At 49.8% G+C, this 23,604-nt stretch carries 29 protein-coding genes; 4 read left to right on the top strand and 25 right to left on the bottom strand.

Going from position 1 to position 23,604, the window contains the following annotated elements:
* Nucleotides 1-350 (bottom strand): SDR family NAD(P)-dependent oxidoreductase (locus tag ACFS25_RS20295; protein ID WP_381504672.1); only part of this gene is annotated, 350 nt, incomplete at its 3' end.
* A gap of 254 nt (nucleotides 351-604) precedes the next feature.
* On the opposite strand from ACFS25_RS20295, the gene ACFS25_RS20290 reads away from it, so the two are divergent.
* Nucleotides 605-1,027 (top strand): hypothetical protein, encoded by a 423-nt coding sequence (locus ACFS25_RS20290; RefSeq protein ID WP_381504670.1) that lies wholly within the window; start codon nucleotides 605-607, stop codon nucleotides 1,025-1,027.
* 11 nt (nucleotides 1,028-1,038) lie between these two features.
* On the opposite strand, the gene ACFS25_RS20285 is transcribed toward ACFS25_RS20290, so the two are convergent.
* From ACFS25_RS20285 to ACFS25_RS20175, 23 genes are all read right to left on the bottom strand, one after another.
* Nucleotides 1,039-1,305: a hypothetical protein gene (locus ACFS25_RS20285; protein ID WP_381504668.1), complete on the bottom strand. Its 267-nt coding sequence runs from the start codon at nucleotides 1,303-1,305 to the stop codon at nucleotides 1,039-1,041.
* 76 nt (nucleotides 1,306-1,381) lie between these two features.
* Nucleotides 1,382-1,588 (bottom strand): hypothetical protein, encoded by a 207-nt coding sequence (locus tag ACFS25_RS20280; protein WP_381504666.1) that lies wholly within the window; start codon nucleotides 1,586-1,588, stop codon nucleotides 1,382-1,384.
* 26 nt (nucleotides 1,589-1,614) lie between these two features.
* Entirely contained in the window at nucleotides 1,615-2,217 is a 603-nt protein-coding gene (locus tag ACFS25_RS20275; RefSeq protein WP_381504664.1) for a hypothetical protein, read from the bottom strand.
* Nucleotides 2,218-2,275: 58 nt separating this feature from the next.
* A complete protein-coding gene (locus ACFS25_RS20270) occupies nucleotides 2,276-3,388 on the bottom strand; it encodes a DKNYY domain-containing protein (RefSeq protein WP_381504662.1) in 1,113 nt (370 codons plus the stop codon).
* Between the two features lie 8 nt (nucleotides 3,389-3,396).
* On the bottom strand, nucleotides 3,397-4,212 hold the full coding sequence (locus tag ACFS25_RS20265) for a DUF5694 domain-containing protein (protein ID WP_381504659.1): 816 nt from the start codon (nucleotides 4,210-4,212) through the stop codon (nucleotides 3,397-3,399).
* 44 nt (nucleotides 4,213-4,256) lie between these two features.
* Nucleotides 4,257-4,523: a hypothetical protein gene (locus ACFS25_RS20260; RefSeq protein WP_381504658.1), complete on the bottom strand. Its 267-nt coding sequence runs from the start codon at nucleotides 4,521-4,523 to the stop codon at nucleotides 4,257-4,259.
* Between the two features lie 54 nt (nucleotides 4,524-4,577).
* Complete coding sequence (locus ACFS25_RS20255) at nucleotides 4,578-4,868, bottom strand: osmoprotectant transporter permease (RefSeq protein ID WP_381504656.1); 291 nt, start codon at nucleotides 4,866-4,868, stop codon at nucleotides 4,578-4,580.
* Nucleotides 4,869-5,065: 197 nt separating this feature from the next.
* Nucleotides 5,066-5,335 carry a hypothetical protein gene (locus ACFS25_RS20250; RefSeq protein WP_381504655.1) on the bottom strand — a complete coding sequence of 90 codons (270 nt, stop codon included), beginning with the start codon at nucleotides 5,333-5,335 and terminating at the stop codon, nucleotides 5,066-5,068.
* Between the two features lie 73 nt (nucleotides 5,336-5,408).
* Nucleotides 5,409-5,837, bottom strand: a complete 429-nt coding sequence (locus ACFS25_RS20245; RefSeq protein ID WP_381504653.1) for a hypothetical protein — start codon at nucleotides 5,835-5,837, stop codon at nucleotides 5,409-5,411.
* A gap of 14 nt (nucleotides 5,838-5,851) precedes the next feature.
* A complete protein-coding gene (locus tag ACFS25_RS20240) occupies nucleotides 5,852-6,436 on the bottom strand; it encodes a hypothetical protein (RefSeq protein WP_381504650.1) in 585 nt (194 codons plus the stop codon).
* A gap of 15 nt (nucleotides 6,437-6,451) precedes the next feature.
* Complete coding sequence (locus tag ACFS25_RS20235) at nucleotides 6,452-6,814, bottom strand: hypothetical protein (protein ID WP_381504648.1); 363 nt, start codon at nucleotides 6,812-6,814, stop codon at nucleotides 6,452-6,454.
* A gap of 56 nt (nucleotides 6,815-6,870) precedes the next feature.
* Entirely contained in the window at nucleotides 6,871-7,377 is a 507-nt protein-coding gene (locus tag ACFS25_RS20230) for a hypothetical protein (protein WP_381504646.1), read from the bottom strand.
* Nucleotides 7,378-7,401: 24 nt separating this feature from the next.
* A complete protein-coding gene (locus tag ACFS25_RS20225) occupies nucleotides 7,402-7,950 on the bottom strand; it encodes a DUF4468 domain-containing protein (protein WP_381504644.1) in 549 nt (182 codons plus the stop codon).
* 106 nt (nucleotides 7,951-8,056) lie between these two features.
* Complete coding sequence (locus tag ACFS25_RS20220; RefSeq protein ID WP_381504642.1) at nucleotides 8,057-8,857, bottom strand: DUF5694 domain-containing protein; 801 nt, start codon at nucleotides 8,855-8,857, stop codon at nucleotides 8,057-8,059.
* 258 nt (nucleotides 8,858-9,115) lie between these two features.
* Nucleotides 9,116-10,321: a hypothetical protein gene (locus ACFS25_RS20215; protein ID WP_381504640.1), complete on the bottom strand. Its 1,206-nt coding sequence runs from the start codon at nucleotides 10,319-10,321 to the stop codon at nucleotides 9,116-9,118.
* A 50-nt stretch (nucleotides 10,322-10,371) separates the two neighbouring features.
* Nucleotides 10,372-12,705 carry a T9SS type A sorting domain-containing protein gene (locus tag ACFS25_RS20210; RefSeq protein WP_381504638.1) on the bottom strand — a complete coding sequence of 778 codons (2,334 nt, stop codon included), beginning with the start codon at nucleotides 12,703-12,705 and terminating at the stop codon, nucleotides 10,372-10,374.
* A gap of 344 nt (nucleotides 12,706-13,049) precedes the next feature.
* A complete protein-coding gene (locus tag ACFS25_RS20205; RefSeq protein WP_381504636.1) occupies nucleotides 13,050-13,316 on the bottom strand; it encodes a YiaA/YiaB family inner membrane protein in 267 nt (88 codons plus the stop codon).
* A gap of 188 nt (nucleotides 13,317-13,504) precedes the next feature.
* A complete protein-coding gene (locus ACFS25_RS20200) occupies nucleotides 13,505-14,344 on the bottom strand; it encodes a globin domain-containing protein (RefSeq protein ID WP_381504635.1) in 840 nt (279 codons plus the stop codon).
* A gap of 73 nt (nucleotides 14,345-14,417) precedes the next feature.
* Entirely contained in the window at nucleotides 14,418-15,356 is a 939-nt protein-coding gene (locus ACFS25_RS20195; protein WP_381504633.1) for a class I SAM-dependent methyltransferase, read from the bottom strand.
* A 342-nt stretch (nucleotides 15,357-15,698) separates the two neighbouring features.
* A complete protein-coding gene (locus tag ACFS25_RS20190) occupies nucleotides 15,699-16,592 on the bottom strand; it encodes a hypothetical protein (protein ID WP_381504631.1) in 894 nt (297 codons plus the stop codon).
* Nucleotides 16,593-16,661: 69 nt separating this feature from the next.
* Nucleotides 16,662-17,057, bottom strand: a complete 396-nt coding sequence (locus tag ACFS25_RS20185; RefSeq protein ID WP_381504629.1) for a hypothetical protein — start codon at nucleotides 17,055-17,057, stop codon at nucleotides 16,662-16,664.
* A gap of 281 nt (nucleotides 17,058-17,338) precedes the next feature.
* On the bottom strand, nucleotides 17,339-18,244 hold the full coding sequence (locus ACFS25_RS20180) for an alpha/beta fold hydrolase (protein ID WP_381504628.1): 906 nt from the start codon (nucleotides 18,242-18,244) through the stop codon (nucleotides 17,339-17,341).
* A gap of 35 nt (nucleotides 18,245-18,279) precedes the next feature.
* Nucleotides 18,280-18,759, bottom strand: coding sequence for a globin domain-containing protein (locus tag ACFS25_RS20175; RefSeq protein ID WP_381504625.1), 480 nt, complete (start codon nucleotides 18,757-18,759; stop codon nucleotides 18,280-18,282).
* 190 nt (nucleotides 18,760-18,949) lie between these two features.
* Here ACFS25_RS20175 and ACFS25_RS20170 point away from each other — a divergent pair, with 190 nt between their 5' ends.
* Both ACFS25_RS20170 and ACFS25_RS20165 read left to right on the top strand, forming a co-directional pair.
* A complete protein-coding gene (locus tag ACFS25_RS20170) occupies nucleotides 18,950-19,723 on the top strand; it encodes a LytR/AlgR family response regulator transcription factor (RefSeq protein ID WP_381504623.1) in 774 nt (257 codons plus the stop codon).
* A complete protein-coding gene (locus tag ACFS25_RS20165; protein WP_381504621.1) occupies nucleotides 19,720-22,764 on the top strand; it encodes a ligand-binding sensor domain-containing protein in 3,045 nt (1,014 codons plus the stop codon). Before ACFS25_RS20170 ends, ACFS25_RS20165 begins: the two co-directional genes overlap by 4 nt.
* Here ACFS25_RS20165 and ACFS25_RS20160 read toward each other — a convergent pair.
* On the bottom strand, nucleotides 22,739-22,981 hold the full coding sequence (locus tag ACFS25_RS20160) for a hypothetical protein (RefSeq protein ID WP_381504620.1): 243 nt from the start codon (nucleotides 22,979-22,981) through the stop codon (nucleotides 22,739-22,741). The genes ACFS25_RS20165 and ACFS25_RS20160 overlap by 26 nt on opposite strands.
* A gap of 215 nt (nucleotides 22,982-23,196) precedes the next feature.
* Between ACFS25_RS20160 and ACFS25_RS20155 the strand changes: the two genes are divergently transcribed.
* Nucleotides 23,197-23,604: SDR family NAD(P)-dependent oxidoreductase (locus ACFS25_RS20155; RefSeq protein WP_381504618.1), on the top strand; the 408-nt coding region annotated here is incomplete at its 3' end.

Genomic DNA, 23,604 nt, shown 5'->3' with positions numbered 1-23,604 from the left:
ATGATACCGGAAAGATTTATATCGATCTCAGCGGTTATATTCTCCAAGCTCAGACTAGCGTCCCGCAGATCGAGGTTGCGCATGATACCCGCGTTATTGATGATCATATTGAGTGTCGGAAACTGCTTGGTTACGAAGGTATATAAGTTTCTAATATCTTCTGGTTTACTGACATCACTCTGAATGGTATAAATCTGAGGGAGTTCTGTTTGAATCTTACTGAGCCTGTCGGCGTCCCGGCCGGTAATGATAAGGGTAGAAGCGCCCTGGGTCAGTAGCTGTTTAGCCAGTTCCAGACCAATGCCACTGGTTCCGCCGGTAATGAGTATCGTGCTGTTTTTGATGTCCATCTGACTTTTTGTTTTGAGGGACAAAATTGGGCATTCATTACGGTTAGGTTTATCCAGATCTATGTATAGTTTAGTCAAAAAGGAGGCGATAGTGCGAATTCATACCATATATCGAAGCTGGTTTCGGGGCTGCTGTAGTACATGGTGCCGCCACGACCATCCTGGGTATAGCGCAACTGCGGTCTGGTTCCGTCGTTAAGGTTATAGGTTGAAGTTGTTAATTTTGTCATGGTCGTTTGATTATTTGGTAGCTTATGATAGATAAAAAAACCGGCTCCATCACCCTGTCTGCCACCCGCCGGCTTAGCGCGGGGGATGCTTTCGATGAGGTATCCGGGTTGCCGTTGGGCGAGGTTCAGACGGTAGCCGATTTGGGAAACGGCTGGAAATGGCTGACCATTAAAAACGTAGCAGTGGAGGGAAAGTACTTCATCCTATCGCTCGGCTTTCATACGAATGTGCTCAAACTGATCGAGTTGATGGTAGCCAACGACCGGTTCGACTTAACGCCCAACTGGGCCGACTGGTCAGAAGCTAACGAGCTTGCCATCCTGACCGACCTGCGCATCTGGGTGGCTAACGAACTGGGGCGCGAAGGGGCTTTTGAGTGGGGAGACATAGAGGCAACCTATGACTCAAAAAGCGGAAGCAGTTCGATAACCATACGCTACCACTAACTCATTCTCCATTATTTCAACGCGAGAATCCAGTTGCTTACCGCCTGGAACTCGCCCGCAACCGAACTGACCCCGCTCGTCGCATCTGCCTGATGGGTCGATGCGTTTAGCGTCACGGTGCAGGCAAGCAGGCCGGGATATTTACGCATGTCCAGCTCAACAATTAAATCATCTAACCAGCGAACCGCCCAGGCCGACCAGGCATCTTCATTAAGCCTGAACAGACAGGCGTTGTCACTCACCCGGATCAGGTACGGCTGATCGATCCAGTGACTCATGCTGACCTCGTAGCTGCTGAAACTCACTTTGTAGGCATGGTTGGGTGAAAAAACGTCATCTTTCATGCGGTGAACCTTAAAACGAGTTTTTCGCCCAGATGTAGCCAATGATGAACGATAAAATGAAGCCAATCGGGCCGAAAACAAAGATGCTGGTCATGCTGGCTTCCACGCTCCGGTCGTGACCGTTGGACGAAAACTTACCAGTAAGATAATAGCTTATAAAGGCCGTCAGGGCGTAACCTGCGATGCCGATGAAGAACCCGATTCCAACGTATTTCATGCGATTTTGTGTGGTTTAAAGGGTTTTTATAATTGAATTGCTGGCAGCGTTAGATTAGCTACTTCGTTGATCAAGAGCGGCTTGTCCGTTTTTAATTTGGTCAGAAACGTCGTAATCTCCGAGCCGTATTTCCGGTTGCTGACCATGAACAGCAGAATACCGCGCTTACCCGATTTGGTCTTGATAGCTTTAAACCGAAACACATCCCGCTCCACCAGATTATTTTGCTCATCGGCCGCATTATTACCGATCAGGCAGTCGATGATTTTTTCGCACGTGGCGGCATTGCCGACAATAGTATGCTGAACAATAGGATTCGTCCGTTTCAGGCCCTCCAGTTCGCGCAGTTTAGTATCAACAGCTTGGTCTACCGTCGATTCGGTCAGCACAAAATCAATGGTTACCATCGACTTGTATTTCGGAAAATTATCACCGGCAACCAAGTATTCCTGTTTGTAGAGCGAGGCATCCGGGTGGGCCGACCAACTTAGCCGATACCCGTTTTTCTGAACGAAGATCGGAGTCTGAATCCCGAGAAAGTTGACGGCTGGTTTTGGGGGCTGTCCGTACCCCGGAGCCGATAGCATAAGAAGGGTAACCAGAGAAGTGAGTACTGAATTGGTTAGCATGTTATTGGTTTTAAAAGGGTTTGTGGTAGGTTCGTTTTTCGGTTGTTGATTGCCTGGGCTATTCCGTCCGTTCAATTCGGAGGCCCGCTGCGTAGGAATGGGTTTTGTCGGCAGCGTCGCGGTCGGCTTCGTTGGTTACCATCGCGAATGATGCCGGGTCGGCCGTTGCCAGTGCTTTTCTATCATAATACACCCTGCCCGCATCTTTGGCGTAACCGTATTCCAGCACCGTAAACGTTTTTTGGTCGGCGTTTGGCAGGGGGTGGTCCTGGTAGAAAATGGTTTGGCTGTCCTGCGCATAATCGTCGGTCAGTAGCGAAAACGTCTGCCGGTCAGCACCTTTAATCCGGTGATGCTGAAAGTAAATTCGGGTACTGTCGAGGGCGTAATGCACATTTACCTCGCCCCATTGGGCAAAGGTAATGGGGTCCGCTTCGGAAATTAGTTTATCCTTGTAAAACGCGTGGTTTTTGTCTGTTGCATAATACATACCCACGGCGGTGAACGAGTCGGGCAGCGCGTTCTGGATCGCACGAACACCCGACGTAACGCCACCAATGGGTATATCCAGCGTGTTCCAGCAGTAATAAACGGTCCGTTTATCCTTCGCGAAATTCCGGCTTACCATGGTAAAGAATACGCCATTACTGCCCAAAATTGGGGCCTGCTGGTAATAGCCCACCCGCTTATCTTTACCAAACTGAGGGCTTAGCGGCACAAACGAAGCGACATCGGCCACCGCAAAACCTCTGCCCTCGTAATAGACGCGAATCTTGTCTTTGGCATAGGCGTATTCGCTGCCGATAATCTCGAATGAAGGGGCATGAGCCGCCACAACCCGATCGATTCTATCCTTCCGGGTCGTTTCGAACAGTTTGAAATCAATGTAATTATCGCAGAAATAAACGGTAGCGTTGTCTTTGGCATAATGGTCGTCGAGCGCGGCAAAGCTGGTTCCGTCGGTGCTGTCGATGGGAATGCCCCGGTAATAGCCGCCGGTTTTGTCGCGGGCAAAAACGCTGTTCAAGGCCTGAAATGATCCGTAATCAGCCGAACGCATCAGGAAATCTTTGTAATACACCGAGCCATTTTTGGTCTGATAGCCAGACTTTTTACAGCCACCCAGGATGCCCAGACCCAGCAGAGAAAGTAGAATGTGGAGTGGCTTCATGGGAAAGGTCAGTGTAGGATTTTAGCGACCGGAATCAGGTTGTAGTGCGGGTCGAGGGTGAAGAGTTGATTCAGGACCCATACGTGTCCGGCCCCGAAAATGACCAGACCTTTCCGGGCTTTCTCACCGGCCATAACCCGCAGAATGTTGCTCTGAATCCGCAGGTTACGCTTCCACCATTCGCCTGTGATGTATGACCCCACGGCGTTTTCGGAGGTACCTATCTGGTTGAGAACGCCCGAATAAGTATTTAAATCTACCTGTTGAAACTGGGTCGTATTCATAACGTTGAGTATTTCTGATACCGTATGCGTTGGCAAATAGCCATCAAACCAGCGGCTGAAGGTCTCCATCTGCGTCTGTAACTGCGCCAGCACCGCCTGCTGTCCGGTCGCCTGGGCCACCTGAACCAGCGAATCATAGGGGAAATCGCCCGGACTATCGACGCAGTGAATCTGACCCGGTGGCAGGTTGAGGGCGTCGGCCAGCCGGAACGCGAGCTGGATTACTTCGTCGGTTCGGTTGCGGAGTTTCCCCTGCCGGTACTGCTGGTACAGGCTGTCGATGTGCGCCTGCTCAGTGGGCAGGTACTCGATGAATAACTGGTCGGGCTGATACGCTTTCAGGCGTTCGACAACGGCCTTGATTTCGGCCTGACGGCGTTCGCTAAGCACGTTGTCGGTCGTGACTTTTACGATATCAAGACCGGGGTTGGCGAAGTGATAGGTGCCCAGCAAAACAAGCTGTTTTTTAGGTTGCGCCATCGTCCATTGGGTTAGCAAAGTGGTCAGGCACAGAAAAGAGAAGTAACGAAGGAATGGCATGATTAAGGTTATTTGCTTGAAATGGATAGAGTTGAGCCAACGGATTAGTTGGTACTGATAAAGTAGATTAGCAGCAGGAGCAATACAACAACCAGGAGGGCAACGATTTTTGTCCATAAATGCGGCAACCAGTTTAACCCCGCCAACCCAAGCAACAGAAAAACGCCAATGCCCTTCAGGGCGGCTTCCTGCTCACCACCCCCAGCATCGTTGGCCGGGTTCGCCTTTTGTAGTAACGCCCAGACGACGAAGGCACCATACACCCCGGTAAGGAGCCAGTTGATGCCGCTAAGAATTTTGATAGTAGTCATTTTTACAGGGTTTGGATTGGTGTGAGTAGGCTGGTGTAGCCATCCGATTCCCAATCATTTCCAGTTAGAATTATTGTCCCCCGTGAGCATGAGCAGCATGTAAAGGCCGTAAAACAGGCCGGGTATTACCAGCACCGCCATCAGGAGAATGGCGGCAATCGTGTACTGATGCGTAAACAGCCAGTAGCCACCCAGCAGATAAGCAGCCATGCCGATTAACAAGACGAACCAGAGTATACCATTGTCCCAGTCTACGGTACCATCTCCAAGGCCAACAAAAAAGAAACAGACGAGGACCAGGGCAATACCTACGTCGATACCCCAAAAAATCCAGAATATGTACATGAATGACAGGTATTTAGGGTTGATACGTTGACGGTAAAATGTTTCTGCGCAGCCACAGCAGCCCCATGATGACAAAAACTCCGTAAATGGCTATCAATATCCAGTTGATAGGGGTTATGATTTTTAGTACAAACATCTCTTTTTCAGCCGGGTAAGGCTATATGAAAGGTCATCGATCAACCAATACGCTGACCTGTTTAAAAAGTATCCTTGAGGTAATAATAAATTATCAGGAAGAGCAGAACGAGAAAGATCAACGCTGTGATTTTTGTCCACAGGTAAGGTAGCCAGTTCATCCAAACGAACAGGAGCAGTAGAGATAAGGTCACGCCTTTTAAAATGGATCCTACTCCTGCCATTTCATGGCCGGTACCACTACCCTGTTGAGGAAGTATATAGAGTACGCCTAAGCCATAAATACTGATGAGTATCCAGTTGATAAGGGTAATGATTTTTAGAATGGCCATATTGGTTTTGATTCGTTAGTGCACTGATAGTCAACACTTTTATTGCGTTTACGTAACAACGGGCGGTAGGTTTTTACAGTCCGTATTTTTCCCGGAGGTCCGGTACTTTCTGCACATCACAGCCGAACACAAAAATCCGGCTTCGTTTGTTGTGCAGACCGCCGTATGGAATTTCATCTTTCCACCAGGCAATTTCTCTTGTTTTAAGCTCCGTCAACAGCTTCTGTTCCAGGGCATTGTCGTTCAGGAAGCCAATCAGGTGCCGGTTCCCCGTTTTATCGCCCGTTATCTTCCCGAAGGCAAAGGCAACGGCTTGTGATTCGGTCTCGAAATGCTGAATGGTGTATTGCTTTCCGCGTTCGGTGTAAAACCAGGCGTATCCGTTTTCTTCCGTGCTTAAACCGTAGCCTTCGTGGATATTCCGGCTCCCGACGGCATAGCTGTCGTTGTAGCAATGCTTCGTCATCCACTCGTCAAGTTCCTGTATGGTCGACGGTTCCATCGTTACTTTTTTCGTTACTCCTGGCTTTGGTTCAGGATTTCGTTGATGAGCCAGCGTCCATTTTGCCGCACCAGCCGAAATTCGTAGACATCCAGCAGGGTAAACCCCACGGTAGCTTTGTTATTACTAATCACAACTTTGCCCATTTTTAGTGATTTGAGCTCTGCAAACTGCATATCTACGTCCTGATTCAGCATCACCAAATCGTAGTCGAATCCGGTAGGTGGCCCTTCGGACTGCGGACTTTGGCGGAAGCCTGCCTGCCGTTCCTTAAAAAACGTTCGCCATTGGTTCAGGTACGCATCAGTCAGCAGCTGGCTGCTTTTCAGGTACGTCAGGTACCGCTCCCCGTTCTTCAGATTCACCGAATACGGTTTCCCTCCGGTCTGATTAACCAGCGGAGACCGGTTCGCTTCCTGGATATGGTTTTTGTACCAGGTCAAAAAACTGACAACCGTTTGACGGGCCTGCTGTGCATCCGGGGAAACACCGCTGTTAATAGCCGCATCGGATTGGGTATTGGCTATGATCTTAGCTGGGCTATCCGAACTTACCCAATTCAAGGCAGTCCACGTCAGAGCTATTAAAAGAGCTTTCACCAGTGCCGGTTATAATTATACGTCGAATGGCAGGTCGTACTCCCTGCTGATGACTTTGGAACTGCGGGTTTTCACCGACACCTTTGCTTTAAGGGGTGAGCCGAGCAGCAAATAGTTCTTCACGAACTGGTCTTCGTGTACCAGCCAGGATTTATCTTCGATCAAGTACTCTTCGACACCCGCTTTGGTGGTCTGATACGCCCAGCGCTCCACGATGCCGGGTTCAAAGTTTACGATAGTGCCCATGCACAGCACCTGAATGCCGGGCAGCGACTGGTTGCCCAATTCAGGGCAGCTAAGGACGGTGATGGTCAGGGAAGAGCCGTCTTCAAGGTCTTTGACGGACCATTCGTCGAGGAGTGTTTTTTCGGTAGTCATACGGGTAAAGTGGATGAGGTAATTTTATGTATCAAGCAGATAAATTGGCTTTAGGCTCACCCGCCTAGGGCTTTTCCAGAACCTATGTTGAACGTCCATATAATCCACAGTGCGATCATATAGAGCGCGAAGAGAACGAGTATCCATGTCAACACGAGTAGAAAGGGCCAGTGAGAAAGCAGGAACAGCGTGGCCACACCGCCCATCAGGGCCAGAACCGTCCAGCCTATGAACACGAAGCCCACAAACCCCAGGATAAGGCCAACATTGCGGCTGTCATCGTAGCTGGCTGCTCTACTCAAAAAATAGACCAACCCCACTACCCCCACTAAGCTGGCAAAGACAATGCGCCCTAAAAACCAGCTTTGACTACCCGGTGCCCAGAATAGGGGCACAAACGCGAGCATGACGCCCACCGAAGGCAGAAACAACTTCATCAGAACCAGGGTGCCACGACCCGCGCCGGTAAGCGGTTGATTGGCAGATACAAATATTCCGGCAGTAGCCAGCAGTAGTAGCCAGACCAGTTCAGGTCCGAGTAGAAAAGCAGCCGTGCGGTTCATAAATGAAATGGACAGGATCTGTGATCAAAAGGGTTTGTAGTTCTTCACGCCTTCCTGAAGTGATGCCAGCCGGTCTCTGATTTGGCCATCGAGAGCCGCGTAAATCGCCCGAAGGTCGGCTTCATTTTTCTGGCAGTAGGTTTCAATTGGCGTTGCTTTGCCGCCGTTCTCCAGCACGTCAAGCTGGGTGACAATTGCCCGGTATTTACGGTTAGCACACTCAATAACAAAACTGTACCGAAACGTATAGACGCCACCGGCCGACTGCTCCGAACGGGGCAGGGTAATCACCTGCGACACCCGTCCGACCAGATCGCCGGTTTCTTTGTCGCTTAGCAGAAACGTGTCGCCGGGGGCGTGACAGGACTGCAAGGCCCACAACCGGACGCGCCGGAACAGATCGGCTTGCGAAACAGCCCCGCAGTCGGCTATTTCTGAGTAACTTACTTTTTGATTTACTACCGGCAGGATGCCCTGTAGCTTTCCATTAGTGATAATCGGTGGGCAATCCACGATTCCGTAGCCTGGGTTTACGAGGCTGGCTATGAGCAGGCCAATGAAGAAAAAACGCATGGTGGTCAAGTGAAAAAGGTTGGAATGAAATGAGACATACAGAAAGAGTATATGCGTCGACAATAGGCACTAATCTGCATCGAATCGACCGACTGCTTGGAAGTCGTTACTTTAGAACCTGTAGCAGTGGTATGACCTCAAGCCGATTGCTAAGCCCAAACAGGTGATTAAAAACAGCCGCGTGACTGGCTCCAAAGACAACCAGAATACGTTTCGTGCCGGGTATGATGCGTTTGAGAATGTGGCTGTGGGTATAAATGTTTCGTTTGTACCACTCAGCAGTCATATAGGCTCCCACGGAATTGTCAAATCCGCCCACCTGACTGACCAGATTGGAATAACCGCCCAAATCCCAACGGTACTGCTCCGGTGTATTAAGCGCCAACAGTACCTCCCCGACGGTATGTTCTTTTAGGTACGTGTTAAACCAGTTCGTATAGTCCGTTACGGTCCGGTTCATTTCTGTTAGCAGTGCCTGCTGACCCGCAGCATTTGCCACCTTCATTAGCGAGTCGTAAGGAAAATCGCCGGTGTCATCTACCCCCATGATTTTACCGGGTTTCAAGTCGAGCTGGTTGGCCAGTCGAAAGACGATCTGGTCCATTTCACCCCGTTTGTCCCGTCGACCCCCGGCCATGTATACCCGGTAAAGACTGTCCACCCGCGTTTGCTGCTTTGCACTATATTCCGTGAAAATCTGCTCAGGCGCATAGGCTTTCAGGGCATCGACAACCTGACTGATTTCGGCTTGTCGTTTTTCACCCAGAACATCATCCACCCTAACTTTAGCCACATCCTGACCGGGGTTGTTGAGGTGATACATACCCAGTAACACAACCTGAATTTTAGGCTGGGCCTGATTAGGGTACGAAAGAATGAGCAGACTAATGAAAAGAACGAAGCGCATGATGGGGTATAGTTTACAAGCTATGTTTTACTACCAGAGCGAATTGATAATACGAAGGTGGATAGACCGACAGCGTTCAGCAATTATTTAAGATCGAGTCGCCTGATTTTGGTGAATCAGTCGTAACTAATTGGATACGAACCGTTTTGCTGATACACTGATTTTCGAACCGCTGCCCGGCCGTATTCCAAAAAGCAGGAGCCGGTTGCATGACAGGCTGCCGGTGAAGATTAACGATCAAGATAGGAGCATTTTGCATCAGTCAGGGTCCATCTCGCCAAACCCATCCTGAAACCGGCCTTTGCGCAACTCCCCGTCAAACTGATCGCCGATGGTTCTGAGCAGTGTCTGGTCTGTGCTTTCCAGACCAAGACTTTTGTAGTCGGCGCGAACGTATAAATTGAACACGGACCCATTGATAGTAAATACGGCACTGATCAGGCCCTCGGAGCGCTCGACTTTTGGCTCGATGGCTGGATACTGTTTTTTGGCCCAGTTTATGAAGTGATCAAACATACCGGGAAGCACCGGTTTCAGCTCGTAGCGAATCGGCTGACCCTCACCCGGATTCTGCGCCCACCGACCGTGCCAGGGCGGGTGTTGCGTGTAGGGATGTACGCTCAAGGCTTCTTTACCCTGGCTATCCGTTGTCCAGTCGAAATAAGTGGCAAACCAATCCGATGTTGCGTCCTCAGCCCAGATAAACTGCGTAGCCGACGGACGGAATGGAACAGCGTATACATGGTTCTTCATGAAGTCGACCCCCAGCAGCGCGTACTCAGACCGATTGCGCTGGATGTTATAGCGGGTGCCAAGAAATACCAGTTGTGTCTTGCCGGGAGAGAAACTAACCAGCCTGGAGCTAACCCGAACAAAACCGTCGGTGCCCTGTATCGAAGCCTCACTAGTCAGGTCGAAGGGATAAATGGCCAGCGTACGTACGTCCAGGACACTGCGCTCATCGACCAGTAAAAATCGCCCGCCCGACAAAAATCGGGATGAACCGGAATTATCCGTCGGAGTACTGATCTGTACTCTGCCGGGTTGCCCGTGTTCGCTGTCGAGCCACTGGTAGGTACACAAGTCGCCCACCTCACCAATGACGGTAGCTGTACGTACCTGTCCGTTGTCGTCGGTAATCAGGTAGATCCTGTTGCTGGTGGCCAGAATGGTGGTTCCCGGAGCATCGGTCAGAAACCGTACCTGCCAGATTTGCGCTTTTTTGCCCTTCTTATCGGTCAATATCACGGGCTTACCCTGGTAGTTGATCTTGAAATAGGACGTCTTATGCGTGCCAATCAGGTTGCCGTTGCTATTGTTGGTAAACAGGTTCAGGCGGTAATCCCGCTCTAGCAAATAGCTAATGGCTAGCGAGCCACGAACTGCCTGATTCTGAGCGGTTGAGGAACAACCCAGTAAGGCAAGAAAGCTGGTCCAGGTGGCCATTGTTTGTAGTTGAAACATATTTTAACAAAAAAGGCATGGGTACCGTGACGTTGTGGCTGTGGACCACCTTAGCGTTTCAACACTTTCAGCGTTTTTGTCTGGTCCGCTGTACTCACCCGCAGCAGATACATACCCGGCTCGCGCTGGCCCAAACGCATCGACTCGTTATGCTGACTCTCCTCCACCCGGATTTGTCGGTACTCAATGGTATGGCCCTGCCCGTCAACTAACCACAGCCGAACCTGCTGCCCACTGGCCCCTTCGATGTTTATAGTGAATTCCTCCTCAACCGGATTGGGATAGGTCATGGCCTGCAATAGTAGCTCTGGCCCGTTTTCTTCTGCGGCTAAACGTGCCTGTGCGTTGGAGGTTAGTGATGTCGGCTGTGCATTGGCCGTTGCCTCATAATCGTCAGACGAGGTGACGACAATGGCCGTATTCCAGTCGTTCTGAGATGTGGTTTCTCCCACGGCAACAAACTGGTTAGCACCGTGAATGATGCGCCACAGGTGAGCGGAGGTCTTGGAGGCACGGGCGGTCCAGATAAAAGCGCTGGGGAAGGTAAAGATTTTGCCATCCAGGCCAACGGCAACGAATTTTCCATTGGCAAATACAACGTGGTTGAAATAGGCACTGGCATCCACTATAAAACTCGTCCAGGTAGTACCGTTTAGGGACCGGCAGGAAATCCCATCGTGACCGACCGCTAACCACATGCCATTGCCAAAGGCAACGCTCTTCAACTGCTTGGTAGTACCCGAAGGGCGGGCCGTCCAGATGATGCCATTGGTTGAGGTAGCGATGGCTCCATATTGCCCTACTGCTGTAAACTGCCCATTCGCATAGCTGATGCCATTAAAGTTCTTAGCCAGCCCGGTAAATCCCGAATTCCAGGTTTTCCCGTTGTTCGACCGAGCGATAAAACCATTATCCCCTATGGCGATAAACTGCCCCCCTCCAAACGTGACGGCGTTGAGGGTTTGCCCATCAAGCATATGGCGGAAGTCCCACACCTTGCCATCGACGGAGGTTTGAATGACTCCGTTCGTACCGACGGCGGCAAATAACCCATTGCCAAAGGCAACGTCATTGAACTGCTTCGCTCCATTGGGTACATGAATCGTTTCGCCAACAGTGTAGTTGATGCCATCACCCGATGTGAGGGCCACGTTAGCCATGAAGGTGTAGTACTCGGGCGAATAAGCACCTACGGCTACATAATGTCCATTTCCAAAAGCCGCCCCGTACAAGGCAATAAGCGGATCAAGTGTTACGGGCTTCCAAATAAGCCCACTGGACGACGAGCGAATGGTATCGTCTTCTCCCACAGCCAGAAACTTACCCTGTAAATATCGCACGGCGGTCAATTGGTGGTTGGTGCCGGACGAGCCGGTATTCCAGTTTACTCCGTCCCCTGATGTAACAACACAGCCGCTTACGCTGGATATTGCTACATACTTATTGAGTATCGAATTATAAGCTATGCCCACAAAATATAAAGCAGACCCAGCAAGGGGGCGGGGCGTCCAGGTTATGCCATCTGTTGAAGTAAAGACAGCGTGATTGTCGCCTACGGCGACAAAACTTCCTTTAGGCCCGGCCGTAACACCCCCCAAACTAAAGAAGGGATTCGGAAATGTTCTTGTAGTCCATATCACGCCGTCGGGGGATGTTTTAATGAGATTTATACCTACGGCTACAAACTGACTGCCCCCGTAGGCTATAGCGGTAAACTTATCTGCTGTTCCTGATGTCTGTCTTGTCCATGATATCCCATCTGTCGAGGTGATAATGGTGCCATTCCTGCCCACGGCCACAAACCTTCCTCCACCGTATGCAACGGCATTCAGAACCTCGGTTGTGCCGGAAACTTGCTTAGCCCAGGTCAGGCCATTTATGGAGGTCATCACACCGCCATTATTTCCCACCACCACAAATCGGTTATTGGCATATACAATACCGCTCAATCTTTCGGTCTGAAGCGGCCCTTTTGGTTGTGTCTTCCAGCCTTCCCCATCTGTGGAGCTACGAATAACACCAATGTCGCCCACAGCTACGTATCGGCCTGCCCCGTAGGCCACATCGACTAACTCAAAATGGTCAGGCATTTGGGGATGGGCCGTCCAAGTGGTTTGGGCCTGAGCGGTCAACACCGTTAGTAATAGTATGCTGCTGAACAGTAGTCGCCGTACCCATATAGGCCAGCCGGATTGGGTTACATCCAGCCGCTTCTGGTACTCAATCCACTGGCTTCCAGAAATACCACTGAGCAGTCCCAGCACGGTTCCAATTAACTTGTTATTGGGTAAGTGGCCAATAGTCATATCGGATCTAGAGTGTATGACGATAGCCAGTACACCAAATAGGATAGTAGTTGTTTTGCATATAATTAGTTTTTTCATAATAATTGATAAAAAAAGAGGTAAATAGTAATTCGATGAAGCGACAGAGGGTATACAGATTTCTTTCCCGCCCTATGGGTCAAAGTTGGCTTCTGCACACCTTGCATTTCAAAAGTTTTACGGCGATTGGCCTTGATTTGATGGTCGAATCGTAGTCATTCCGGCATCAATCGTTTTTGCTTTTTTTCGCAGTGCTGGCATTCACCCCTAACGAATTAGCCTGATTCTGAGCGGTTGGGGAAAAACCCAGCAAAGTAAGAAAACGGGTCTAGGTGGCCATAGTGCGAAGTTGAAACATAGGTGTATGGATAGGAACTAGGACATGTAGACAATCATACGAAAACTTATCCCTGTACTTTGGGTTGGGTATCTCGCGTGTTTTTCTGAACGGCAATCGCCGCAAACTGGCTTAACGTAAAGGACATGGCATAAAAGCCTTTTTCGCTCGGCTCCAGCGTGGCATTCCATAGGCCGACGGTAAGCAGCAGTAGGCACAGCAGCACCGATACCAAACTCAGGCCGTAATAGATGGCGGTAACGGGTATGCCATCCTGCCGGTCGCGTACGCTTTTTTGCACCGATACGGCCGCATACAGCCCATACACAAGCACGGTGAAATAAAATAGCTTTCACATTCAATGGCATTTGCGCGTTCCATAGCCCAATGTTAAAGGCTAATAGCCCGTTGAATAAGGCGGCCCAAGCAGCTGCAATGAAAGCTCCGGATGGTTGTTGGTTCTTGATTGTCGTGTGATTTAATGATTATGAAATACTATTATAGATTGATGATCTTCTGGGGTTAAGCAGCCTGATGCATTGGGCAACCGCCCATACGAACAGCAACGGTTGGCTTTTCGACAGGTATCGCCACCGGACAAACTCCGGCGGGTGCACTGAGATCAAGCTGGTCGCCGGGTTGCACCTCGTCGAGCAGCTGGTTGCTGACGCTACCGAACTTATTCGTTTTGCGTTTGACCAAAATGGTGTAGTACAGACCATTTGGCGCACTTTCAATGCGATACGGATGCGGCTGAAACAGTTTTAACTCGGGCATAAACAAGCGCACATTCAGGTACTGGCCTGGGCCGTAATCGGCCACCGTTGCCCCGTCAGCCGGATACAGGTGGACGGTCGTCTTTTCGCCGGTATCCGCGATTTTGGCGTTGACAATAAACGGACGCCAGCCAGTCCAGCTACCCTGTTTAGTTACCTGAGCCGCGTATAAATCAGCTTCGATGCTGATCATCAGGTGGGCTAATTGCTCATAAGCCGTCGTCCAGGCATCGAGTAGGGCAGGGGTTGCTGCCGTACCGAGCACCTCGCTGATGGATGCAATCAGGTGACGGCCAATAACGGGATAGTGTTCGGGCCGAACGGCTAAGCTGGTGTGTTTGTGGCCAATGCGCTGTAACGTGGTTAGCAGGACCGACGGGTCGTCTATGTTTTCAGCGTAGGCAAGTACGGCCATCGCCAGGGCCATCGGTTGTCGGCCATTTTCTTGATTGGCCATGTCAAAGGTGTTCTTCAGTTCGGCATTGTTCGAGAAAACGCGCTGGTAGAAGTGCGTGGTCAGCAGCAGGCCGCTTTCTTTTAGCACCGGTACGGTCGCTTTGATGAGTTGTTTCTGTTCGGTAGTCATTGGATTAGTTATGTGAGGTTGGGCTATAAAACACGGATAAGCGTTTAACACAGACAGACTTGAGTTGCCCGATTTAGATGGATTGAGCTGGATTGGCCAGGCCCCCGATGTGCAGAAACAGATTTACTCTTTCAGGTTCCTGACCGACCTGAACCGTGCGAGCATCGCCGACGGCTTTCCGCCCTAGATAAAGCAACCGGTCCGTATTTCGGTAATTAAGCGACCAGGCTACTAAATCCATGTAGGATTTGGACGGATGGTTATCGGCGAAGTTGCCGACAATCAATTCACCGTCGGCAGTCAGGTACTGGGCAAACCGGCTGACGAGCTGCACAAACTGCCGGTCGTTGAAATAGTCGAATAACCCCGACGACCAGATCATATCGTACTGACGATCGGGCATGAAGCGGAAGACATTTTTCTGAATGAACCGTACATCGTCAGTTTGGGCGGCAAATTTCTGTTTGGCGTAAGCAATGGCATTGCTGTCTAAATCGACACAATCGGCAACGATCCGGTAATCGGGAATTTCGGCAATTAACTCAGCCAGTTCGGTGCAGGGGCCACTGGCTAAGTTCAGTAGTCGGATCTCCGTCCGGTTGTGGCGCTGCATATACGCCTTGACCACCTCTTTGAAATACGTTTTGCGGTTTCGGACGGCCCGGCACGCAGCGTGGTTTTGCAGAAACAGGTCCCACTTGGTGTAGTGCTGGTCGGGGCTGATGTACCAGGTGTACATACGCTCGATAATTTCGAAGTCACCCGCGTAGCCGTGCGGTTTGTTGAGCATAAAGCCCTGCATCGTCTGGTTTGATAAGGTCGCGCCGAATTCCGTCCGAATACTGATAAGTTCGTCGTCGGTTAGTAGACCCGACCGTAGCTGGCTGCTTAGCCGGATCATCAGGTTATCGACGTGCTGGTAATCCTGTACGTCGGGACCGCCCTGACGGACCAGTTTTTTGATTTCTGCCTTCATCAACGAAGTGCCTGGGGTGTAGGTAAGAGCTTCCATTAGTTGTGCTGATTAGTAGGGTATGAGATAGTGAATAAGTGTATGTCTGATGGCTGGATGTCGTTGGTCTTTGTCGGCGATTATGCTGTAAAAGTGGCGGGTGGATGTCTGCTTCTCAAAAATTTGATAATGAGTGGTAGTAGGAAGGTGCTAAACCGTACGGGAATGGCCTTGAGTCGTATACACCATCTTTATACTTGTCCACTGCATTATTCAGTCGGTACTGTTCAAACAAAAAAGCCCTCGCGTGAATGTCAGAAGCTTTTTTGATCTGTAGATAGTACGCTGTCAGCAGACATTGCGAACCAGGATGAGACAGTAGAGACAGGCTACCTGAGCGGGTTAGAAAGTTGGCGGGGTGTCGGCCGACACGTATTCATACGCCTTGCTATCCAGCACAACGCCGGTGAGGGCATTAGTGCTCGTCCGAGTTGATACGTACCCATTGGCGTTCAGTACATAGGTAAATTTAGTGTCCTGCTCCACCTGATTCGTAATCAGATTTTTTCGGATTATGCGCTTCACCAAATGACTGCTGGCGGTGCCAAAAACTCCCAGATACGTATCCTTGAGCAGCCCCCACCATTTAAAGTTCAACTGAGCGTTCAGCGGATACGTATCCGGCAGAAGCGCGGGTGCCTCCAGCAATTTATAGGTAAACGTAAACTCTTCGTCTGCTACAGCTCCATTGTGCCTGACTACTTTACTTAAGTCACCGTCTACTGTGTAGGAATACTCATACAGCAGCGTAACATTTGGAGTGAAGCTGGTCCAGGTTTTTAACCGGCCCTGATTGTCGTAGGTGTATGACGAATTATAGACGTATCTCTGTCTAGTCGCCCCGCCATCGGGATAAGTGTACGCTCTGTACTGGAAGCAGCGGCCGTTGGCATCAAGCGTGAATATTTCGTCGTTGTAGACCTTATTGCCGTAAATGGTAGCTACTCTAACAGACTGGGTGCCCTCGTACGTGTAGTCTGTACGTTCGTTGGTATTGCCCGGTATGTCTGCGCCGTAAATTACGCGCTTCAATCGACCATCCGGGTAGTAACTCACCGTCTCTGGTCCGTCTTTGATGAGCGTGTATTTCGGGAGATTGTCCGGAATTATTCCGTTTGTGGCCTGATTAGCCACTCCTTCGGGTTTCACAGGGTTGACCAGGCTATCGTTTTGGCAACTGAAAGAACCGATTGCTACGGCAAGAAAAACGGCGTTTTTTGAGAATAAAGAGTTCATGTGTACTGGGTTCGTCGTGATTAAGTTTGGATTTGATTAATTAGGAATGCGGGCTGGCCGCTGATCTGCTTAGTTGCCCAGCGTCAGAAATCGGGCTGGTGCGGCTGGGTCCGGCGTAGTTGTCTGTAGGTGAATGGACTTGACAATGACGTTTTTCCCCTGTTCGACACGCAGGGTATAGGTGCCGTCTTCCAGTTCGTTCATATCAAAAATCTGATTGAAGCTGGTGCCCTTCTTAGGTAGCTGGGCGCGGTAGAGTTCTTCGCCGGTGGATGCCAGCAACTGCACGTAGGCGTGGGTGTCGGGTTGTTTTTCAACGGCCAGACAAATTTTGTTTACCTGCCTGGTCGGGTAAACCCCAACAAGCAGCTGGTCGGGAGTTTCCGACGTTTGGGCGAAAGTGGCCGAACCGGCCAGTAGTAATGCGCCTGCCAAAAGGCTCTTGAAGAAGGAATTGGTTGACATGATTTTTGTTGTTTAGGATTTGTTGTTTACTGTTCATTTGGTGCCTACTCGATATCAGGTTTTCAGCGTTCCCTGCTGTATTGTGATCCAAAGGTGGCAGGTGTAATAAGGGAGGACAAAAGTTTCGCCCTGAATGGCTGTGATCTGATAATTGAACTGTATGCCACTGTCGATGAATCGTTTATGTATGCCGTGTACTTGTGAGCATTACGTTGACTCAGCGACATAAAAAAGCCCTCCGGCGCAAACGACGGAAGGCTTTTTTATGGATGGTTATTCGCTTAACGATGTTTTAGAATAGCTCCAATGAAGGCCATGGCCTCAGGGTACGTTTCGATACCGTGGCCTACATTTTCGAATACCTTGATTTCTCGTAAATTTTTAAGGTGTTTTTTCGCGTTTACAGCGGATTGTTGCCAGGGAAACAAAAGGTCCTGATCGCCCACCAGAAGATAGGTATCGGTTTTGACTTCAGACAGTTGTTCGGCCATGTAATACGGTTTTTGGGTGTTATCCTTGTAGCGGTTGAGCGCAAAAACTTCATAATCAACCAGCATCTTTTTGGCCGTCTCGGATAGTTGGTGGTTAGGATTTGAAAAGATCGCTTTATCCAGGAATGTGGACACGTTCCTTTGGGTTGGACGCAGTATCGGCAATAGATTATAGTAAAGATTTTTAAGCGATAGCGAGAATGGTTGTAAACAGCCAGGATTTAACAGGAAGGCGGCTTCGATTTTTTCAGGCGCAACAAGGCCCAGTTTCATGCAAATGAGTCCACCAAATGAAGCACCAGCTACGAATGCTTTCTTCAGGTGTAAACCCTCAAAAACTTCCGATGCCCACACGCCATAATCCAGCGAGTCAATAGCTGGCGTATCGCCGTGGCTTAGGTTAGGGAGCCCATTGGTTTCAACCAGGAATAGTCTCACCTTATGGTTTAGATTGTCAAGTCCATTGTCAAAATCCCAAATCAACGAGGTCGTTCTGGCACCCGGAAAAATAACCAGGCTATCCAGATTTTCCTCCGTTGTGTTCAATCCCCATACGTGCGTTTTTCCCAGCGACGTGTGAAGTTCGTATTGCTCATATTGCCTGCCATTAGCTGCTTCTAACTGATTTACCCAGCTCCTGAAATAGACCAAATCGTTTACCTGATCCTTGAAATAGGCCCTGCGTTTTATTTTCATAGATTTCATAGTTTATGCCTTACCGGATTATTGACTCAGTGGGCCTGTTCAAGCATGAGTTGGGTGATGGCGTCATAACAGGCAATCCAGGCCTGCTGCACAGCGACGTTCCAGTCGAGTCCTAATCCGCGTTCCAGGGTCCATAGCAGAGCCTCTTTAACATCTTCATAGTGGGAGGGTTGTACGCCATAACCTGCGTGGCTTCGGGCTAACATGCCAATCTCCTGCGCCACCGTATCCGGACGGTCTAACCGGGCTACGATAATACTGAGCATATCAACAAACTTCTGATACTGGATTTCCATCGATCCTTTAAACATGGGCCGCAGGGTGGGATACTGGATAAACAAGCGGCTGTAAAAGACGTCACCCAGCACGGCCGGATCGATCTCACGCAGGAGTTTCCAGGTTTGTTTAACGAGTTGGAGTTGTTGTTGCGTCACCATAAATACATAGTAGGCCTTATCACCGGATAAATCACCGAATAAATAGGTAGGCGACCAACTTTTCTCCAATGAATCGCCGGTATTGGGTAATCAGTCGTACGAAAGAAGTTATCAGTCGCTGTTGAACTACAGCGTACACGATTCATGATCAGTTATGCGTCATTAAAACCGGAAACAATACGGTTCATTACCGGAAACTTGCGATTCCTTTCTGAAAATGAGAGTTTTAGGTCAGATTCTCCGATCAATCCTCTTTGCCATGAACGCACTCATTATTGAAGATGAAAAATTAGTAGCTCTTGAGCTGACGGCTAGCCTTGCGGAGGTTGATCCGGGCATTAAAATTGTTGGTACGGTTAGCAGTGTAAAAACAGCCCTGCGGTGGTTCGCTGAGAATGCCGAGCCAGACGTAATTTTTGCTGACATTCAACTGTCCGACGGGATCAGCTTTACCATCTTCGAGAAGTTTAAAATCTCCTGTCCCGTCATTTTTACGACGGCTTATAACGAACATGCTATCCGGGCCTTTAGAGTAAATGGCATCGACTACCTGCTTAAACCCGTGGACTGGGACGAACTCCGGCAGGCCGTTGCCAAAGCCCGCGCGCTGACCAAAAATCAAAATAAGTTAGTTGTCGATGTTCAAAAACTTATGGATGCACTGAACACGCCAGCGTCGCTCAAATCTTCGTATAAAGAGCATTTTCTGGGCAACGCTCGCAATAGCTGGGTTCCCGTTAAGATTGCCGATGTCGCTTATATCATCCGCGACGAACTGAACTTTATGGTTACCAACACCAGTGAACGTTACATTCTGGATTACGATACGCTGGATGAGATTGAAACCATGCTCAATCCCGACCTGTTTTATCGCGCCAGCCGCCATTGTCTGGTTAACATCAATGCCGTACAGAGCGTAAAGGGACTGGCGAATCTGAAGCTGCAACTTGTGCTGAAAACACCAAATCATCAGGTACATATCGACATCAGCCGCGACAAGGCTCCTTCGTTTAAAAAATGGCTGGAGAAATGAGGCTCGCTTCGTTTTTTCGTCTTTCCCTGCTGTTTAGTTGGGCCTGCATCGGTATTCATGCCGTTGCGGCTCAACCCGTCAACCTGCCACTCGAGTTTCAGCACATCCAGGAGTCGCAGGGGCTGTCGTATAACGTCGTCAACAGTCTCTTGCAGGACCGCGATGGCTACCTCTGGATTGGCACCTATGAAGGGTTAAACCGGTTCGACGGCAGCCATTTTACGGTCTTCAAAGCCAGTCACCGGGCGGGTAGTCTACCGAACAATGTCGTTCACGACTTATGCCAGGATAACGCCAATGATTTGTGGCTGGCAACGGACGATGGTGTTAGTCGGCGCGACAGCCGCACCGGGCAATTTTCAGCTTTCCGCGTGGTGGGTACCGAAAAACTCGGCCGATGCATGAACATCCTCTGCGACCGCAGGGGACGCATCTGGTTTTCCAGTTTAAACAAAGGGTTGTATCAGCTGGACCCCGCAACGGGGAAGTGTACCCAGTTTAAAAACAATCCGACCAGGCCTGCAACACTCTCCGGCGATTACATTAGTAAAAATGGCATGGTGGAAGATCCTCAACGGGACGGTCTATGGCTGACGACGGAACAGAATGGACTTAACTATCTGGACATCAGCTCCGGGAAGTTTTTTAATCATAAGAATAACCCGGAGCAACTGCCTGTTTTTCAGCTGCACGACACGTCGGCCCTAGTGCTCGATAGCACCGATCGACTGCTTTTTTCAGACAATACCGACCAGCGGATTTTGGTGTATGATTTGATCCGTAAAACGATCACGAACAGCATTTCGATAACCAGTCAGACGGGCCGTTCTGCCTTTCCGGTGGGAACAATCTTCGTCGATAAGAAGCATACGTTATGGATCAGCTCGTGGACCTATACCATGTTTACGGCCGAAGCCGGTTCGTATAAAGTCCGTGAGTTTTTTCATGATGTGGCTCAGCGAACCTCGATTGCCGGTGATTTTTTCTGGGCGGGCTGGCAGCAAAACGATGGTACGATCTGGCTCGGTACGGTGAACGGCATCTCTTGTACCAACCCTGGAAACGCCTTTTATCAAATTCACGATCTGGCCCGGCAACATCCGTCGCTGGCCAACAAGCAGGGACTAACGTCATTTCTGGAAGATAATGCCGGCAACTGGTGGTTTTTCTCGGTCGATCATGAGTTGCTGAAGTACGGGTCTGTCTCCGGTCAGTTAACCGTTTACACGATGCCTTTACCCATGCGGAAGACTGCCTGGTCAGGCCAGTCGACCTTACTGCAGGGCCTGAACCTGGATGAGCTCTACATTCGGGAGGGAAAAGCAGTAAGCATTTTTAACAGGCGAACCGGGACGTTTACTCCGTTCCCCTTACCTCCGTCACTGTTCAGCCAAGCCAGCGACCTGCGCAGTATGGTACGACAGGGGGACTGGCTGTGGTTATTTGGTACTAGTGATGTTATTTTCAAGTGCCACCTGCCAACGGGCCGCTGGCAAACCTATCCGCTACCCTTTGGCGATGGTGAGAAATACCGTATTTATTCGGCCGGACTGGATAAAACTGGACGCTTATGGGCCGATGTAAGAGATAAAGGGCTTATCTGGTTTTCGGCGGGCCAGCAGCGATTTGTTTCGTTTCCGATCCAGCAGGCAGGTATGGGCTACTCAGACCACTTCCCGTTCACAATCGACGCCCGGAACCGGCTATGGATACCCGCGTCGGGGCAGGGGTTACTTGAAGTGGACCCGAAACGAGGCACGTCACGACTCTGGACTAACCAGGACGGACTGAGCACCAACGAGTGCAAAGCCGTCTGCGCTGATGCCTACGGGCAAATCTGGATGGCTTCGCTTAATAAGTTCTCCATTATCAACCTGGCCCGCTCATCCGTACAAAATAGTACACTGGCGCTGAATGAATCAAACATTGGGTATACCAATTACATGTTTGCCCTGAGAAACGGAAACCTGATCACAACCCAGAAAAATTACGTGGTCGAGTTTATGCCTCATCGGATCAACCGTCAGATTGCGCCCGCCAGCGTCTTGATCAGCACCCTCGCGTTGCCTGATACAACGATGCTTGTTCAGGCGCATAGTCCAGCAATCCGGCTGGGTTTAAGCGCAACCAATTTCAGCGTTAGCTATGCCGTCCTGAACCGCGTTCAGCAGCACTACGTCTATTTCTACACATTGGAGGGATACGATGATCACTGGGTAAAGGCCGACGCCCGCACGGTGGCTAACTATACCAAAATTCCGGGGGGTGATTATACATTCCGGGTCAAAGCGGTAGCGGGCAAAACAGAAACGGACGAAACGACACTGGCTATTCACATTGACACCGCCTTTTACAATACGCGCTGGTTCAGGACAGCTCTGTTGGCTCTGTTGCTGGGACTGACGTACTGGCTATACTTATACCGCACCCGGCAAACGGCTCAGCTACACCACTTTCAGATACAGACAACCCGGCTCGAACGAGATAAGGCCCAGATTCAGTACCAGAACCTCATCAACCACCTCAATCCACATTTTCTCTTCAATAGCCTGACCTCTCTCAACAGCCTGATCGTTACCAAGCCGAAAGATGCATCACTATTTCTGCGGAAGTTATCAACGATTTATCGGTACATCCTGCAGAATAAAGACAAGGAACTCGTTAGTCTTCAGGATGAACTGATTTTTGCCCAAAACTACATTGACCTCCAGGCTGCCCGCTTTGGCAGTGACCTGCAAATTAGTGTCAACGTGGACGCGGCATACCTATCTCATCGAATTGTACCTGTAACGATCCAGAATCTACTTGAGAATGCTATTAAGCATAATATTCTCGGTGAGGAAAGCCCGCTTTACGTCCGGATTTTTACGGAAGATGACACCTTGTTTGTAGTAAATACGCTGCAAAAAAAGGACTTCGTGGAAACGTCAAACCAACAGGGATTAGCCAGCCTGAAATCGCTGTATAGCTACCTGAGCGGACGCGAAATCAGCGTTACCCAAACCGATACCGAGTTTACAGTAGCAGTGCCGTTGCTTTGAGCATCAGTGCGGTCAAAATCTGTATTGGGCGCAGGTACCCATGTCCGGCATAATACCAGGCCAGCCCACCCGTAGTAATAAAAACAACCCCCACCATACTAACGCCCAAAAGGAGGCTGGCAGACAAACCCGGATCTTGCCCAGGGGCAGACCGGTTTATAGAGTCGATAATCGTTAGGGTCAGGATAAAGAACAGTGGCGATGCACATAGACCCAAAACGAAGGCGGTTAAACAGCGTTTTAAAGTAATACACAGTTACAAGACCTAAGTAACCATGATTAATGCCCAATTTATAAGTTGAGCAACACGTCCATAACAACCATTCGAATTTATTACCTATTCAACCCATATTTGACTAAACCATACATAGATTTGGCTAAACCCATCTGGTCGTACCTGCCGAACTTTGTCCCTATAAAGATGAATTAGAAATGGACATTAAAAACAGTACGATCCTAATCACAGGCGGAACCAGCGGTATTGGTCTGGAAATGGCAAAACAGTGCTTGGCACAGGGCGCTTCTACCATTATTATCACCGGCCGGCACGCCGACCGGCTCAGCCAGATTAAACTACAGCTTCCTCAGATCCATACCTATCAAAGTGATGTCAGTAAGCCCGAAGATATTAGAAACTTATACGCCTTCGTCACCAAGAAATTTTCTTCCCTTAACTTGCTCATTAACAATGCGGGTATCATGCGAAACCTCGATCTGCGCGAGCACAGCTTAAGTCTGGACGATATCACCGCTGAAATTGACATAAATCTTTCGGGTACCATTCGAATGGTGCATCAATTCCTTCCCCATCTACTGACCAAGCCGTCGGCTGCCATCGTG

It is taken from the genome of Spirosoma flavum (assembly GCF_042686045.1).
Taxonomy (GTDB): domain Bacteria; phylum Bacteroidota; class Bacteroidia; order Cytophagales; family Spirosomataceae; genus Spirosoma; species Spirosoma flavum.
This window is presented reverse-complemented; position numbering and strand designations above follow the sequence as displayed.

Excerpts from the sequence above, each read along its gene's own strand:
- ACFS25_RS20215 (WP_381504640.1), bottom strand. The coding sequence starts at position 10,321 with ATGTTTCAACTACAAACAATGGCCACCTGGACCAGCTTTCTTGCCTTA.
- ACFS25_RS20180 (WP_381504628.1), bottom strand. The coding sequence starts at position 18,244 with ATGAAAATAAAACGCAGGGCCTATTTCAAGGATCAGGTAAACGATTTG.
- ACFS25_RS20195 (WP_381504633.1), bottom strand. The coding sequence starts at position 15,356 with ATGGAAGCTCTTACCTACACCCCAGGCACTTCGTTGATGAAGGCAGAA.
- ACFS25_RS20270 (WP_381504662.1), bottom strand. The coding sequence starts at position 3,388 with ATGAAGCCACTCCACATTCTACTTTCTCTGCTGGGTCTGGGCATCCTG.
- ACFS25_RS20225 (WP_381504644.1), bottom strand. The coding sequence starts at position 7,950 with ATGCGTTTTTTCTTCATTGGCCTGCTCATAGCCAGCCTCGTAAACCCA.
- ACFS25_RS20285 (WP_381504668.1), bottom strand. The coding sequence starts at position 1,305 with ATGAGTCACTGGATCGATCAGCCGTACCTGATCCGGGTGAGTGACAAC.
- ACFS25_RS20185 (WP_381504629.1), bottom strand. The coding sequence starts at position 17,057 with ATGTCAACCAATTCCTTCTTCAAGAGCCTTTTGGCAGGCGCATTACTA.
- ACFS25_RS20255 (WP_381504656.1), bottom strand. The coding sequence starts at position 4,868 with ATGTACATATTCTGGATTTTTTGGGGTATCGACGTAGGTATTGCCCTG.
- ACFS25_RS20190 (WP_381504631.1), bottom strand. The coding sequence starts at position 16,592 with ATGAACTCTTTATTCTCAAAAAACGCCGTTTTTCTTGCCGTAGCAATC.
- ACFS25_RS20170 (WP_381504623.1), top strand. The coding sequence starts at position 18,950 with ATGAACGCACTCATTATTGAAGATGAAAAATTAGTAGCTCTTGAGCTG.
- ACFS25_RS20220 (WP_381504642.1), bottom strand. The coding sequence starts at position 8,857 with ATGCGCTTCGTTCTTTTCATTAGTCTGCTCATTCTTTCGTACCCTAAT.
- ACFS25_RS20265 (WP_381504659.1), bottom strand. The coding sequence starts at position 4,212 with ATGCCATTCCTTCGTTACTTCTCTTTTCTGTGCCTGACCACTTTGCTA.
- ACFS25_RS20235 (WP_381504648.1), bottom strand. The coding sequence starts at position 6,814 with ATGACTACCGAAAAAACACTCCTCGACGAATGGTCCGTCAAAGACCTT.
- ACFS25_RS20260 (WP_381504658.1), bottom strand. The coding sequence starts at position 4,523 with ATGACTACTATCAAAATTCTTAGCGGCATCAACTGGCTCCTTACCGGG.
- ACFS25_RS20280 (WP_381504666.1), bottom strand. The coding sequence starts at position 1,588 with ATGAAATACGTTGGAATCGGGTTCTTCATCGGCATCGCAGGTTACGCC.
- ACFS25_RS20165 (WP_381504621.1), top strand. The coding sequence starts at position 19,720 with ATGAGGCTCGCTTCGTTTTTTCGTCTTTCCCTGCTGTTTAGTTGGGCC.
- ACFS25_RS20210 (WP_381504638.1), bottom strand. The coding sequence starts at position 12,705 with ATGAAAAAACTAATTATATGCAAAACAACTACTATCCTATTTGGTGTA.
- ACFS25_RS20230 (WP_381504646.1), bottom strand. The coding sequence starts at position 7,377 with ATGAACCGCACGGCTGCTTTTCTACTCGGACCTGAACTGGTCTGGCTA.
- ACFS25_RS20290 (WP_381504670.1), top strand. The coding sequence starts at position 605 with ATGATAGATAAAAAAACCGGCTCCATCACCCTGTCTGCCACCCGCCGG.
- ACFS25_RS20200 (WP_381504635.1), bottom strand. The coding sequence starts at position 14,344 with ATGACTACCGAACAGAAACAACTCATCAAAGCGACCGTACCGGTGCTA.
- ACFS25_RS20245 (WP_381504653.1), bottom strand. The coding sequence starts at position 5,837 with ATGGAACCGTCGACCATACAGGAACTTGACGAGTGGATGACGAAGCAT.
- ACFS25_RS20275 (WP_381504664.1), bottom strand. The coding sequence starts at position 2,217 with ATGCTAACCAATTCAGTACTCACTTCTCTGGTTACCCTTCTTATGCTA.
- ACFS25_RS20250 (WP_381504655.1), bottom strand. The coding sequence starts at position 5,335 with ATGGCCATTCTAAAAATCATTACCCTTATCAACTGGATACTCATCAGT.